14 protein-coding genes are annotated in these 14,153 nt (G+C 65.6%); 6 read left to right on the top strand and 8 right to left on the bottom strand.

The genetic code is table 11. The features are described from left to right. Window positions 1-8: 8 nt before the first annotated feature. Together OIK44_RS19435 and OIK44_RS19430 are read right to left on the bottom strand one after the other, a co-directional pair. Window positions 9-1,499: an FAD-linked oxidase C-terminal domain-containing protein gene (locus tag OIK44_RS19435; protein WP_273673126.1), complete on the bottom strand. Its 1,491-nt coding sequence runs from the start codon at window positions 1,497-1,499 to the stop codon at window positions 9-11. Window positions 1,500-1,660: 161 nt separating this feature from the next. Further along, on the bottom strand, window positions 1,661-1,837 hold the full coding sequence (locus OIK44_RS19430) for a hypothetical protein (protein ID WP_273673125.1): 177 nt from the start codon (window positions 1,835-1,837) through the stop codon (window positions 1,661-1,663). 259 nt (window positions 1,838-2,096) lie between these two features. Between OIK44_RS19430 and OIK44_RS19425 the strand changes: the two genes are divergently transcribed. Genes OIK44_RS19425 through OIK44_RS19415 form a run of 3 tightly spaced genes read left to right on the top strand, consistent with a single transcriptional unit; the run spans window position 2,097 to window position 4,811 of the window. Continuing rightward, on the top strand, window positions 2,097-2,651 hold the full coding sequence (locus tag OIK44_RS19425) for a cob(I)yrinic acid a,c-diamide adenosyltransferase (protein WP_273673123.1): 555 nt from the start codon (window positions 2,097-2,099) through the stop codon (window positions 2,649-2,651). A 3-nt stretch (window positions 2,652-2,654) separates the two neighbouring features. Next, a complete protein-coding gene (gene mepK / locus OIK44_RS19420) occupies window positions 2,655-3,218 on the top strand; it encodes a peptidoglycan L,D-endopeptidase MepK (protein ID WP_273673121.1) in 564 nt (187 codons plus the stop codon). Window positions 3,219-3,260: 42 nt separating this feature from the next. Next, a complete protein-coding gene (locus OIK44_RS19415; protein ID WP_273673119.1) occupies window positions 3,261-4,811 on the top strand; it encodes a L,D-transpeptidase family protein in 1,551 nt (516 codons plus the stop codon). A gap of 9 nt (window positions 4,812-4,820) precedes the next feature. On the opposite strand, the gene OIK44_RS19410 is transcribed toward OIK44_RS19415, so the two are convergent. From OIK44_RS19410 to OIK44_RS19390, 5 genes are all read right to left on the bottom strand, one after another. After that, window positions 4,821-5,207, bottom strand: coding sequence for a glutaredoxin family protein (locus tag OIK44_RS19410; RefSeq protein ID WP_273673117.1), 387 nt, complete (start codon window positions 5,205-5,207; stop codon window positions 4,821-4,823). A 219-nt stretch (window positions 5,208-5,426) separates the two neighbouring features. Further along, window positions 5,427-5,654 carry an MbtH family protein gene (locus OIK44_RS19405; protein WP_273673116.1) on the bottom strand — a complete coding sequence of 76 codons (228 nt, stop codon included), beginning with the start codon at window positions 5,652-5,654 and terminating at the stop codon, window positions 5,427-5,429. A 334-nt stretch (window positions 5,655-5,988) separates the two neighbouring features. Beyond that, window positions 5,989-7,857, bottom strand: a complete 1,869-nt coding sequence (gene dxs / locus OIK44_RS19400; protein ID WP_273673114.1) for a 1-deoxy-D-xylulose-5-phosphate synthase — start codon at window positions 7,855-7,857, stop codon at window positions 5,989-5,991. Beyond that, window positions 7,858-8,754, bottom strand: a complete 897-nt coding sequence (locus OIK44_RS19395) for a polyprenyl synthetase family protein (RefSeq protein ID WP_273673112.1) — start codon at window positions 8,752-8,754, stop codon at window positions 7,858-7,860. It abuts the gene before it with no gap. After that, entirely contained in the window at window positions 8,751-9,008 is a 258-nt protein-coding gene (locus tag OIK44_RS19390; protein WP_273673110.1) for an exodeoxyribonuclease VII small subunit, read from the bottom strand. The genes OIK44_RS19395 and OIK44_RS19390 overlap by 4 nt, the downstream gene beginning before the upstream one ends. A gap of 356 nt (window positions 9,009-9,364) precedes the next feature. Between OIK44_RS19390 and OIK44_RS19385 the strand changes: the two genes are divergently transcribed. The 3 genes from OIK44_RS19385 to OIK44_RS19375 all read left to right on the top strand — a co-directional run bounded on the left by OIK44_RS19385 (window position 9,365) and on the right by OIK44_RS19375 (window position 12,321). Continuing rightward, window positions 9,365-10,465 carry an aromatic ring-hydroxylating oxygenase subunit alpha gene (locus tag OIK44_RS19385; protein WP_273673109.1) on the top strand — a complete coding sequence of 367 codons (1,101 nt, stop codon included), beginning with the start codon at window positions 9,365-9,367 and terminating at the stop codon, window positions 10,463-10,465. A 70-nt stretch (window positions 10,466-10,535) separates the two neighbouring features. Further along, window positions 10,536-11,459: a DMT family transporter gene (locus OIK44_RS19380; RefSeq protein ID WP_273673108.1), complete on the top strand. Its 924-nt coding sequence runs from the start codon at window positions 10,536-10,538 to the stop codon at window positions 11,457-11,459. Window positions 11,460-11,469: 10 nt separating this feature from the next. Next, entirely contained in the window at window positions 11,470-12,321 is an 852-nt protein-coding gene (locus tag OIK44_RS19375; RefSeq protein WP_273673107.1) for a sulfurtransferase, read from the top strand. A gap of 48 nt (window positions 12,322-12,369) precedes the next feature. Here OIK44_RS19375 and OIK44_RS19370 read toward each other — a convergent pair whose 3' ends face one another. Next, entirely contained in the window at window positions 12,370-14,115 is a 1,746-nt protein-coding gene (locus OIK44_RS19370) for an ABC-F family ATP-binding cassette domain-containing protein (protein WP_273673106.1), read from the bottom strand. Window positions 14,116-14,153 lie beyond the last annotated feature (38 nt).

Genomic DNA, 14,153 nt, shown 5'->3' with positions numbered 1-14,153 from the left:
TTCCCACCCTAAAAACGCGGCAAATGCGCGAACTTCAACTGGCCGCCGGCCACATGCATCTTGCCGAATTCGGCGCAACGGTTCAGCGTCGGAATGGCCTTGTCCGGATTCAGCAGGCCGGCCGGGTCGAAGGCGCGCTTGAGCGCCATGAACGCGCCCAGCTCCTGGGCCGTGAACTGCAGGCACATCGAGTTGATCTTTTCCATGCCGACGCCATGCTCGCCCGTGATGGTGCCGCCGACCTCGACGCACAGCGCGAGAATCTCGGCGCCGAACGCCTCGGCCCGCTCGAATTCCTCCAGCTTGTTGGCGTCGAACAGGATCAGCGGATGCAGGTTGCCGTCGCCGGCGTGGAACACATTGGCGCAGCGCAAGCCATATTTGCCCTCCATCCGCGCGATGCCGCTCAGCACCTCGGCGAGGCGCTTGCGCGGAATCGTGCCGTCCATGCAATAGTAATCGGGCGAGATGCGGCCCGCCGCCGGAAACGCGTTCTTGCGCCCCGACCAGAACTTCAGGCGTTCGGCCTCCGAGCCCGACACGGCGATGGCGCCGGCGCCGGCCGCCTGCAGCACCGCCGTCATGCGCGCGACCTCCTCGTCGACCTCCTCGGCCGTGCCGTCGGCCTCGCACAGCAGGATGGCGGCGGCGTCCAGGTCGTAGCCGGCCTTGACGAAGGGCTCGACCATGCGCGACGAGGTTTGGTCCATCATCTCCAGCCCGGCCGGAATGATGCCGGCGGCGATCACCTCGGCCACCGCGTTGCCGCCGCTGACGATGTCGCCGAACGAGGCCATGATGACGCGCGCCGCCGCCGGCTTCGGTATCAGCCTGACGGTGACCTCGGTGACGATGCCGAGCATGCCTTCGGAGCCGATGAACACGGCCAGCAGGTCGAGGCCGGGGGCGTCCAGCGACTCGCCGCCCAGCTCGACGATGTCGCCGTCCAGGGTCGCCACGCGCACGCGCAGCACATTGTGCACGGTCAAGCCGTACTTGAGGCAGTGCACGCCGCCCGAGTTTTCCGCCACGTTGCCGCCTATCGTGCAGGCGATCTGCGAGGACGGGTCGGGCGCGTAATACAGGCCGTGCGGCGCGGCCGCGTCGGAAATGGCCAGGTTGCGCACGCCCGGCTGCACCACGGCCGTGCGCGCATACGCATCCAGCCGCACGATGCCGTTCAGGCGCGCCGTCGACAGCACGACGCCGTCGGCGATCGGCAGCGCGCCGCCGGACAGGCCGGTGCCGGCGCCGCGCGGCACGATGGGCACGGCCAGCTCGCGGCACACCTTGAGCACGGCCAGCACCTGCTCCTCCGTGTCGGGCAGCGCGACCACCATCGGCAGGCGCCGGTAGGCGGCCAGGCCGTCGCACTCATACGGACGGGTGTCCTCGGCGTCGGCCAGCACGCAGCGCGCCGGCAGCACCGCCAGCAAGGCGGCGACGACGGCCTGTTGGCGCGCGGCCGTAAACGCCGGCCCTGAGCTGGCGGTCAACATGAAATATGGGAGGCGGAACGTTTGGGCATACAGCGATTGTAAGCACAAACGCCACGCGCGGGAAAAATCTTCAAGCCGGGCGCGCGACGGCCCGCTAAACCGCCTGAGCCGGCTTACCGGCAGACTTGCGGCTTCAGACTTGCGGCGTCAGCCTTTCGGCATCAGCCTTGCGCGTCGCAGGCGTCTACGCATATTTGGTAATATTTCCAGCACGGGCCGGCATGGCAGGCCAGGTATTGCGCGTGGCATTGCTCGTAGCAGGCAGGCTCGGCGGCGGTAACAGCATAAGACGCGCTGCAAGCAAGGGCAAACAGGAAAACCGCTAATTTCTTAATCATTGACTTCGCTCCTACACTATTCCATGAAGACGGAAGAAAATACCCGCACGGCACGCCGTCTTGATCATGCCGCCACCAATATGATCATGTCGTCCCGTCCGGGACAAATAGTGGATAAGCTAAATTGCTTTTTAAGTTATACAAACGATAACTTGCCGAATAGGCCAAGTCAAGACAAATTGCTGCGCTCCGCATTTCACCACGCGCGCGGCAATTTGCCGTATCCTCGCTTCATTCTTCTCATCCAACAGGGCACAACATGGGCAACCGACTCTCTAAAATCGCCACCCGCACCGGCGACAACGGCAGCACCGGCCTGGGCGACGGCAGCCGCACCAGCAAGGACAGCGTGCGCGTGCACGCGATGGGCGACGTCGACGAATTGAACTCGCACATCGGCCTGCTGCTGTGCGAAGCGATGCCGGACGCCCTGCGCGAGGAACTCGTGTCGATCCAGCACGACCTGTTCGACCTGGGCGGCGAAATTTGCATTCCCGGCTATCAACTGATCACCGAAGTCCACGTGGGCCGCCTCGACGACTTGCTGGAGAAATACAACGCCGACCTGCCGGCGCTGACGGAATTCATCCTGCCGGCCGGCTCGCGGGCGGCCTCGATTGCCCACGTCTGCCGCACCATCTGCCGCCGCGCCGAGCGCAGCATCGTCACGCTGGGCAAGGCCGAAAGCATCCACGACCATCCGCGCCAATACGTGAACCGCCTGTCGGACCTGCTGTTCGTGCTGGCGCGCGTGCTGAACCGCTTCGCCGGCGGCGGCGACGTGCTGTGGCAACACGAGCGCAAGCGCGGCTAAGCCATGACCACGCCACCCCGCCACCAAGCCCCCGGCCGCCGCCGCTTCCTCAAGATGGCCGGCGCGGCGCTGGCCTCCGGCCTGGCGGGGCCGGCGCTGGCGACCCTGCCCGCCGGCGCCGACGGCGAGCGCATCCTGCGCCTCCACAACACCCACACCGGCGAGCAGTCGAACGTCACCTACTGGGCCGACGGCGCCTACCAGCAAGACGGCCTGGCGGAACTGGGCCGCTTGCTGCGCGACCACCGCTCCAACGAGGTCGGCGCCATGCACACCGGGCTGCTGGACCTGCTCTATCTGCTGTCGGCGTCGCTGGAAACGCAGGAACGCATCCAGGTCATCTCCGGCTACCGCTCGCCGGCGACGAATGCGATGCTGCACAAAACCAGCAGCGGCGTGGCGGCGCGCAGCCTGCACATGGATGGCCTGGCGATGGACATCCGCGTGCCCGGCCGCAAGCTGGCCGACGTGCGCCGCGCCGCCATCGCACTGGGCGGCGGCGGCGTCGGCTACTATCCCGCCTCCGATTTCGTGCATGTCGACATAGGCCGCGTGCGCACCTGGTGAGCCTGCATCCCCCTCCATTGACGTTTAAAGATTGATACGAGCATGAATTTACGCATTTCGCGCGGCCGCCGGCCCGGATGGCTGCTCTGCATCCTCTTGCTGGCTGCGGGCGGCAACGCCGGCGCCAACGAGGCCGCGAACTGGTTTGCCGACGGCCGCCCCAACGCGGCGGCGCGCCAGGCCGTGCAACTGCTCCAGGCGGCCGGCGGCGACGGACTCGATCCGGGCGACTACCGGGCGGACGCGCTGGCGCTGGCCCTTGGCAACGCCGCAAGCGGAGCGGCGCCGCTGCCGGAGGCCGCGCAAGCCGGCCTGTCCGCCGACCTGTCGCGGGCCATGGAGCACCTCGTTTCCGACCTGCACTTTGGCCGCGTCAACCCGCGCGACATCCACGCCGCCTTCGACATACCGAAAAAACAGCTGGACCCGGCCAGCTATATCCGGCTCGCCGTCGCCGGCAACACCTTGCCCGCGGCCGTGCGCGCGGCGGCGCCGCAATTGCCGCTGTATACCAGCTTGCGGCAAGCCCTGCGCCACTACCGCACCCTGCAACAGCACGCGGATTTGCAAACACCGCTGCCGCCGCCGACGGGCAAAGCCGTCGCCGCCGGCCAACCCTATGCCGACCTGGCGGGACTGGCGCGGCGCCTCGCCGCCCTCGGCGATCTGGACGCCGCCACGCCGCCCGGCGCCCAGTACGGCGGCGCCCTCATGGACGGCGTCAAAGCCTTCCAGCGCCGCCACGGCCTGACGCCGGACGGCGTCCTCGGCAAGGGCACGCTGGCGCAATTGAACACGCCCGTCGCGGCGCGCATACGGCAGATAGAATTGACGCTGGAGCGCCTGCGCTGGACACCCTTGCTGCTGGCCGATCGCATGATCGTCGTCAACATCCCCGAATTCGCCCTGCACGCCTACGAATTGAAGGAAGGCGGCGCGCACCTGAGCATGAACGTCATTGTCGGCAAGGCAGTCAATGCGCGCACACCGCTGTTCTTCGAGGACATGCGCCACATCGAGTTCAGCCCCTACTGGAACATTCCGCCGTCGATCGCCAAGGCGGAAACCGTGCCGCGCCTGCGCCGCGACCCCGGCCACTTCGATGCCCAGGGGCTGGAATTCGTCGGCGCCGACGGCGCCGCCATCACCACGCTGTCGGCCGCCAACCTGGACGCCGTGGCGCGCGGCCAGTTGCGCATCCGCCAGCGGCCGGGGCCGTTGAACGCGCTGGGCGACATCAAGTTCATCTTCCCCAACAGCGACAACATTTATTTGCACCACACGCCGGCCGTGACCCTGTTCCAGCGCGAGCGGCGCGACCTGAGCCACGGCTGCATCCGGGTGGAAGCCCCTGTCGCGCTGGCAAAATTCGTGTTACAGGAACAGCCGGAGTGGACGGAGGACAAAATCCGGGCGGCCATGGGCGACGGCAAGTCCAGCACCCTGCGCCTGAAGCATCCCTTGCCCGTGCTGATCGCCTACGGCACGGCGATGGTGAAAGACCAGCAGAAAGTGTATTTTTACGAAGACATCTACGGCAACGACAAATTGCTCGACCGCGCGCTGAGGGCGAAACAGCAAGCCGTCCGCTAAGGCGGCCGCCTATCTGGCGGCCGCCTCCAGCGCCGCATCGAGCGCGGCCGCATCGAAGCCCTGGATCCGCCGCTTGCCGATCAACACCGCCGGCACGCCGCCACCGCCCAGCTGCAGATGCTGCCGCTTCGCTTCCGGCGATTTTTCGATATCCAGGTCGATATAAGCAATATTGCGTTGCTTAAAATAAGCACGCGTCTTGGCACAATAAGCGCACCAGTCGGTGCCATAGAGGACGGCTTTGGTTTGCGTGTCGGGGAAATAGGCGGCGTAATTGCCTTCGGCGTAGGCCGGTTTGAGCATGCTTGGCAGTAAACTCAAGCCATAGCCGCAGCCCAGGCCCGCGAGGACAATCAGGGTATAACTGGCGAATGCCTTCACGCGCTGATCGATCATCGTCCCCTACCTCCGCAGTCAACAGGCGGCGCCTGTGCAATAGCGCCAGGATAACAGTGACAAAGATTAAAAATTGCTTTTTTCTTATCCAGAAGGTAATGCGAAGTCGACGCCAAGTCAAGAACAAACGCAAGGCGATGCGGTCCGGCTAACAAGCTGCCGCAGGCAAGCACACGCGGCCCGTCACCGGGTCGCGTGTGCCGGGTTGCCGGCGCGCCCTTAATGGACGGTGAGCGTTCCCATGCGCTGCTCCATGAAATGCAAGCCGCTGAGCGGGCACATATCGAGCCAGGCCATATCCACATGGTCGAGGCAAGCCTGCTTGCAGCCGAGCACCCCGATATCGGTCCAGCCGTCGGGAATGGCCTTGCGCTCGGGCCAGATGGCGTACTGCTTTTCTTGATCGATCAGAACGCGGAAAACGATTTCTTGATTGCTAAGAAACATATCTTGCTCTTCAGGTAAAGTAACATGATTCGAGTTCCAAAAACGACCTTCATGCCTCGGCCGAAACAGTGTTTTTAGAATTTATATAAGGCAATATCATATACGTTCTTCCCGGCTCAATATACGCCAATTACCACATTTTCCGCGCGCATGAGACACTCCTGCGCCACGCCCGGGGCGAGGCCGCGCCGGCGCCGCCTGGAATGTTTTAAAGCTTGCCACAACAGCGGTTTTTTGACATGATCGGCGGCATGAACACGCCGGCGGCGCACCCGCGCGGCAATAAAAAACGGCGCATCCGCGCCGTTTTTTATTGCAAATCACTACAGGCCGGTCAGCCGTTGCTGACCACCAGCCGCGGCTCGCCGCCGGCGAAGCGCTGCTTGATCGAGGCGCAGATGCCGGCGCCGTCCAGGCCCACGCTCTTCAGCAGCAGGGCCGTGTCGCCGTGGTCGATGAACTTGTCGGGCAAGCCCAGCATCAGCAAGGGCTTGACGATGCCCTCGACCGCCATCGCCTCGGCCACGGCGGCGCCGGCGCCGCCCATGATGCAGCCCTCCTCCACCGTCACCAGGTAGTCGTGCTCCTGCGCCAGCTTGCGCAGCAGTTCGACGTCGAGCGGCTTGACGAAGCGCATATTGGCCAGCGTCGCATCGAGCTGCTCGGCCGCCGCCAGGCCAGGCGCGACCATGGTGCCGAACGCGAGAATGGCGATCTTGGCGCCCTGGCGCTTGATTTCGCCCTTGCCCAGCGGGATGGTGGTCAATTCTTTTTCGATCGCGGCGCCGATACCGGCGCCGCGCGCGTAGCGGATCGCCGCCGGGCCTTGGTACTGGTAGCCGGTGGTGAGCATCTGGCGGCATTCGTTTTCGTCCGACGCGGCCATGATGACCATGTTCGGGATGCAGCGCAGATAGGCCATGTCGTAGTTGCCGGCGTGGGTGGCGCCGTCGGCGCCGACCAGGCCGGCGCGGTCGAGCGCGAAGGTGACGTCGAGGTTTTGCAGCGCCACGTCGTGGATCAACTGGTCGTAGGCGCGCTGCAGGAAGGTCGAATAGATCGCCACCACCGGCTTCATGCCTTCGCAGGCCAGCCCGGCGCCGAAGGTCACGGCGTGCTGCTCGGCGATGCCGACGTCGAAGTAGCGGTCGGGGAAGCGGCGCTCGAACTCCACCATGCCCGAGCCTTCGCGCATCGCCGGGGTGATGCCGACCAGGCGCTTGTCGTGGGCGGCCATGTCGCACAGCCAGTTGCCGAACACTTCGGTATAGGTGATCTTGCCGGCGGCGGCCGGCTTGATGCCTTCGGCCGGGTTGAACTTGCCGGTGCCGTGGTACAGCACCGGCTCGGCCTCGGCCAGCTTGTAGCCCTGGCCCTTTTTCGTGACGACGTGGAGGAATTGCGGCCCCTTCAGCTGCTTCAGGTTCTGCAGCGTCGGAATCAGCGAGTCCAGGTCGTGGCCGTCGATCGGGCCGATGTAGTTGAAGCCGAATTCCTCGAACATCGTCGCCGGCACGACCATGCCCTTGGCGTGCTCCTCGAAGCGCTTGGCCAGCTCCAGCACGGGGCCGGGCAGCACGGACTTGCCGACGTTTTTCGCGGCCGCGTAGAACTGCCCCGACATCAGCCGCGCCAGGTAGCGGTTCAGCGCGCCCACCGGCGGCGAGATCGACATGTCGTTGTCGTTCAAAATGACCAGCAGCTTGATGTCGTCCTGCACGCCGGCGTTGTTCAGGGCCTCGAAGGCCATGCCGGCCGTCATCGAGCCGTCGCCGATGACGGCGATCGAGTGGCGCGGGTCGCCCTTGATCTTGGCCGCCTGCGCCATGCCCAGCGCGGCCGAGATCGACGTCGACGAGTGCGCCGTGCCGAAGGTGTCGTATTCGCTTTCGTCGCGGCGCGGGAAGCCGGAGATGCCGTTCAACTGGCGCAGCGTGCCCATCTGCTCGCGCCGCCCCGTGAGGATCTTGTGCGAATAGGTCTGGTGGCCGACGTCCCAGACGATGCGGTCGTTCGGCGTGTTGAACACGTAGTGCAGCGCGATCGTCAGTTCGACCGTGCCCAGGTTGGACGACAGGTGGCCGCCCGTCTTCGACACGGAGTCGAGCAGGTATTGGCGCAGTTCGTTGGCCAGCGGCTTGAGCTGGGTGCGCGCCAGCTTGCGCACGGTGGCCGGATCATTGATGGTCTCTAACAGTTTCATTTATGCTTTCCGCTGCACGATCAAATCGGCCAGCTCGCGCAAGCGCAGGGCCCGGTCGCCGAACGGCGCCAGTGCCGCGTGGGCGTCGTGCCGTAATTGTTCTGCCAGCAGCCGCGATGGCTCCAGGCCCAAAATGGATACATAGGTCGGTTTGTTGGCCGCCGCGTCCTTACCCGCCGTCTTGCCCAGCGTGGCCGAGTCGGCCGTCGCGTCGAGCACGTCGTCGACGACCTGGAAAGCCAGGCCGATGGCCCGCGCGTAGGCGTTCAGCGCGGCCATCTCGCCGTCCGTCAAGTCCTTGCCGCACAGCGCGCCCAGCACGACGGCGGCGCGCAGCAGCGCGCCCGTCTTCAACTGGTGCATCTGTTCCAGCTGCGCCAGCGTCAGGCTCAGGCCGACGCTGTCGAGGTCGATCGCCTGGCCGCCGCACATGCCGGCCGTGCCCGAAGCCTGCGCCAGCAGCGCCAGCATTTGCATCTGCCGCGCCGGCGGCACGCCCGCGCCCTCGGCCAGCACGGTGAACGCCTGCGATTGCAGGGCGTCGCCGACCAGCAGGGCCGTCGCCTCGTCGTAGGCGACGTGCACGGTCGGCTTGCCGCGCCGCAGCGCGTCGTCGTCCATGCAGGGCATGTCGTCGTGCACCAGCGAGTACACGTGGATCATTTCGACGGCCGCCGCCGCCCGCGCCAGCGCCGCCGCGTCGGCGCCGAACAGCGCGCCGGCCGCGTACACCAGCAGCGGACGCACGCGCTTGCCGCCGCCCAGCAGCGCATAGCGCATCGCCGCGTGCAGCTTGTGCGGCACCGTCACGTCCGCGGGCAGGAAGTCGCCCAACTGCCGCTCGACGCCGGCCTGCACGGTTTTCATCCAGTCGTCGAAAGCCGCGCCCGCCGTCATTGCGCGGCCTCGTCGATCTTGCTATCCGAGAAAGGTTTGAGCATATCGCCTTCCAGCACCTTGACCTGGGCGTCGACCTTGTCGAGTTGCGCGGCGCAATACTTGACCAGCTCCGAACCGCGTTGATAGGCGGCCACCGACGCTTCCAGCGGCAACTGGCCCGCCTCCATTTGCGTCACCAGCTGCGCCAGTTCGGCCATCGCTTCTTCAAACGAGGCCGGCGGCACGGTCACGGGTATTAATTTCTTTGACATAAGCACTCAGATAATTTCTCGGCACGGGGGACGACAGGAATAGAACCGGCCAGTGTAGATCGTTATTTTAGAACAAACCACACTAATTAGTCGAAACTTCACGCTCTTGCGCGGGGGACAGCCCCCGCCCGGCGCCCAAACAAGGCTGGATTTTAGCCTACCCGGCCTCCACCTATGCGCCGGTTGCCGTGCATCGTAGCGCCAACACGGCACCTTCGTGGCCTGTTTGGCAAAGAAAGCGCCGATACACGGTATAATCGCCGGTTCTGTCCGAAATACCGTTTCAAAAAAAATTGAATTCAGGTCTTTGCGGATTCTTTCTCTCTCTGGCTATTGCACATATGAAGGGGGTTGGGATGTCCGATCTGGCTACTCATGCCAAGCTGGCGCGGTCAAACGCGCAACTTCCGGTCCACGTCTATTTTGACGAAGCGCTACTGCGGCGCGAAACGCAGCAACTGTTCCAGGCCGGCCCGCGCTACATCGGGCACGAGCTGATGGTGCCGAACGTCGGCGACTTTGCCACCCTCGCTTCCGAGAACGAGGGGCGTATGCTGGTGCGCAACGCCAACGGCATCGAAGTCTTGTCCAATGTGTGCCGCCACCGCCAGGCGCTGATGTTCAATGGCCGCGGCAACGCCAACAACATCGTCTGTCCGCTGCACCGCTGGACCTACGACTTGAAGGGGGAGCTGATCGGCGCGCCGCATTTCGCCGAAACGCCCTGCCTGAACCTGTCGAAAACCCCGCTGCAACACTGGAACGGCCTGCTGTTCGAGCAGAACGGCTACAACGTCATGGACAAGCTCAAGGAGCTGTCGGTGGCCAAGGACCTCGATTTCACCGGCTATATGCTGGATCACGTCGAAGTGCACGAGTGTAACTACAACTGGAAAACCTTCATCGAAGTGTATCTGGAAGATTACCACGTCGAGCCCTTCCACCCCGGCCTGGGCAGCTTCGTCAGCTGCGACGACCTGCGCTGGGAGTTCGGCCACGACTACAGCGTGCAGACGGTGGGCGTGCACAAGGGCTTGCTCAAGGCCGGCTCGCCGGTCTACCAGCGCTGGCAGGAGCAGGTGCTCAAGTTCCGCGGCGGCACGCCGCCGCCGTTCGGCGCCATCTGGCTGACCCTGTACCCGAACATCATGGTCGAGTGGTATCCGCACGTGCTGATCGTCTCGACGCTGTGGCCGGACGGCCCGCAGAAAACCCGCAACGTCGTCGAGTTTTACTACCCCGAGGAAATCGTGCTGTTCGAGCGCGAGTTCATCGAGGCGGAGCGTGCCGCCTATATGGAAACCTGCATCGAGGACGACGAAATCGGCCAGCGCATGGATGCGGGGCGCAAGATCCTGATGCAGCGCGGCGTCAACGAAGTCGGCCCCTACCAGTCGCCGATGGAAGACGGCATGCAGCACTTCCACGAGTGGTATCGCAGCAACATCGAGGTGTAAAGCGCCGCGCCGATACGCCAGACCAGACCCCGCCGCCCCGCGCGCGGGGCGCCCCCCCTTAAAGGACCACATGCAATCCCTTTGGATGTTGTTTGCCAGTTTCATGTTTGCCATCATGGGGGTGTGCGTCAAGCTGGCCTCCGACCTGTATTCAACCTCCGAAATTGTCATGTACCGCGGCGCGGTCGGCATGATCAGCCTGTTTCTCGTCATCCGCCACCAGGGCGGCAGCTTCAAAACGCCGCTGGCGGGCGCCCATCTGTGGCGCGGCGTCGTCGGCGTCGTCGCGCTGTGGCTGTGGTTCTACTCGATCAACATCCTGCCGCTGGCCACGGCAATGACGCTCAACTACATGGCGCCGATCTGGATCGCGCTGATTTTGCTGTGCGCCGGCTGGTGGCAGGCGAAGAACCACGTCGAATGGCCGCTGCTGCTGGCCATCGGCATGAGCTTTGTCGGCGTCACTCTGCTGCTGCAACCGGCCTTCCACTCGAACCAGCTGTCCGGCGCGCTGATGGCCCTCGTCTCGGGCATGCTGTCGGCGCTGGCCTACCTGCAGGTGCGCAAGCTGGGCCAGCTGGGCGAGCCGGAATACCGCGTCGTCTTCTATTTCTCCGTCGTCAACTTTCTCGCTGGCGTGCTGGGCAATGTCGCCGGCAGCGGCCTCGGCAAAGTGAGCTGGCACGCCCACACCAGCGCCTACGGCGTCGCCCTGCTGCTGGCCATCGGCCTGTGCGCGACGCTGGCGCAGATGGCGATGACCCGTTCCTACCGCCTCGGCAAGACCTTGGTCGTGGCCAACCTGCAATACACCGGCATCGTCTTTTCCAGCGTCTGGGGCGTGCTGATCTTCGGCGACGTGTTCGGCTGGCACGGCTGGGCCGGCATTAGCGTAATCCTGGTGTCCGGCATCGCCGCGACCTATTACAATACCCGCAACAATGCACGCGGCGCCGCCATTGCCCGCACCGATCCCATCGCAAGCGAAGTTTAAGGAGTTTGCCATGCACACGACCCTGATTAGCGCTGTTGAACTGGCCCAGCACCTGACCGACCCGGACTGGGTCGTGCTCGACTGCCGCCATGACCTGATGAACCCGGACGCGGGGCGCGACGCCTTCGCCGCCGGACATATCCAGAACGCCCAGTTCGCCCACCTCGACAGCGCGCTGTCGGGCGCCAAGCGCGGCGCCGACGGCGTGTTCCGTGGCCGCCATCCGCTGCCCGAGCGCAGCGCGCTGATCGAAACGCTGCGCGGCTGGGGCGTCAACGACACGACGCAAGTGCTCGCCTACGACGCGCACGGCGGCATGTTCGCCGCGCGCCTGTGGTGGTTGCTGCGCTGGATAGGCCATCCGGCCGTTGCCGTGCTCGACGGCGGCCTGGCCGCGTGGCAGGCCCAGGGCTTGCCGCTGGTGACGCCTGTGGCGCCTCGCGCCCCGGGCAACATCACCGAACAGCACACGCTGACGCGCACCGTCAACGTCGCCGACCTGCTGGCCAACCTGGACAGCGGCGAGCATAGCGTCGTCGACGCCCGCGCGCCGGACCGTTATCGCGGCGAAAACGAAACCATCGACCCCGTCGGCGGCCATATCCCCGGCGCGAAAAACCGTTTTTTCAAGGACAATCTGCGGGCGGATGGCCGCTTCAAGGATGGCGCCGAGCTGAAACGCGAATTCGCGCCATTGTTTGATGCGCCGCAAACGGCCATCATGCAGTGCGGCTCCGGCGTGACGGCCTGCCACAATCTGCTGGCGCTGGAAGTGGCCGGCCTGCACGGCGCGGCCCTGTATCCGGGCTCGTGGAGCGAATGGTGCGCCGACCCGGCGCGGCCGGTGGCCAGCGGCGCCTGAGCCGGCACGGGCCGGCCGTTCGGGCCGACCCCGGCCGTATGCCCGGCGCTAGTCGTACATGCCCAGCAGCACATTCAGGCGCGCCATCTCCTCGCGCCATTGCAACTGGCTGGCCGGCTTCTGGTGCTTCGGCTTGCGCCGGCTATCCTCGTCCAGCAACTGCTCCAGCTCGCACAGGCGCGCCAACTGGCGCTCCGCATCCGACGCGGCCGGCTCCACCCTCGTGGGCGCCGGCGCCGCCGGCACGGCAGGCGCGTCGGCCTCCCCCACCGCCAGCAAACGCCGATAGGCGCTGTCCGCATCCAGCCACTGCTCAAGACGGCCCTCATGCACGACCCAAAAACGGTTGCAGGATTGCTCGATCAAATCGCGGTCGTGCGACACCAGCAGGCAGGCGCCGTCGAAGTCGCGCAGCGCCTGCGCCAGTTCGCGCTTGCCCTGCAAGTCCAGATGGTTGGTCGGCTCGTCGAGCAACAGCAAATGGTAGCTGGCCAGCGACAGCCCCAGGAACAGCAGGCGGGCACGTTCGCCGCCGCTCAGGGTCGCCACCTTTTGCCCGTGCCGGCTATACGGAAAACCGGCCGCGATCAGCGCCTGCCGCCGCGCCACCTCGCTGCGTGCCGCCTCGGACAGCGAAGCGAACGGATACAGCGCGTCGGGCAAATCGGCATCGTCGGCCAGTTGCCGCAGCGACTGGTCGTAATAACCGATGTTGGCGCCAGCGTGGTAACGCCAGCCCGGGCCGGCCGTCTGGGCGACGATATCGGCCCAGCAGGCGCGCAGCAGCGACGATTTGCCGCTGCCGTTGGCGCCCAGCAGGGCAACCTTGTCGCCCGGCTTCAGCCACAGCTGCTCCGCGCGGAACAACACCGGCGCGGACGGCGCGGGCCGCACCGCCAAGTCCTCCAGCACCAGCAGGCGGTCGGCCGCCAGCGCCTTGCCGCGCAGCGACAGGCGCCACGGCGCGCCGCGGCTGACGAACGATTGCTCGTCCTTCAGCTTGTCGACGCGCTTCTGCATGGTCTTGGCCTTGCGCGCCAAATCCTCGTTGTCGTAGGTGCGCCCCCAGATCGCCAGGCGCTGGCTGCTGGCGGCGAGCCGGTCGATCTCCTTTTGCTCGGCGGCGCGGCGCGCCTGCGCCACCGCGTCCGCCTCCGCCAGCGCCAGCAAGGCCGGGCCGCAGGCGAGGTCGAAGGCGTACAGGCGCTGGTCGCGCAAGATCCAGCTTTTGCGCGCCACATTGTCGAGCAGGCGCTGGTCGTGCGACACGAGGATGAAGGCGCCGCGCCACGTCGACAGGAATTGCTCCAGCCACAGCAGCGATGGCAGATCGAGGTGATTGCTCGGCTCGTCGAGCAGCAGCAGGTTCGGCTCCTGCAGCAACGCCCGGCCCAGCAGCAGGCGCGTGTGCTGGCCGCCGGACAGCGACTTGACCGGCACTTGCGCGGTCGCGGCGTCGATGCCCAGCTCGTCGAGCAGGCTGTCTACGCGCCAATGCAATTCCGGCTGGTCCAGCACCGGGGCCAGCAGCGCCTGGTACAGCGTCAGCTCGGCCAGCGCGGCCGGCAAGTGCTGCTCGACATGCTGCAAGCGGCAGGCGCGCGCATATTGGATGGTGCCGGCGCTGGCTTCGCGCGTGCCGCCAAGCAAACCGAGCAAGGTGCTCTTGCCGCTGCCGTTGTGGCCGATCAGACCGATGCGGTCGCCGAGTTTGAGAGTGAAGCTGAGGTCTTGGAACAGCAAACCGTCGTTCGCTTCCAGGTGTAAAGCTTGGGTAGAGATAAGGGTAGTCATGGCTCTTGTCTTTGTTCGGGATGCAGGCATCCGCGTTA

The sequence above is a fragment of the Janthinobacterium fluminis genome (assembly GCF_028595325.1).
In the GTDB taxonomy this organism is placed as follows: domain Bacteria; phylum Pseudomonadota; class Gammaproteobacteria; order Burkholderiales; family Burkholderiaceae_D; genus Janthinobacterium; species Janthinobacterium fluminis.
Note: the sequence above shows the minus strand (reverse complement) of the source record. Positions and strands in the feature narration are given on the sequence as shown.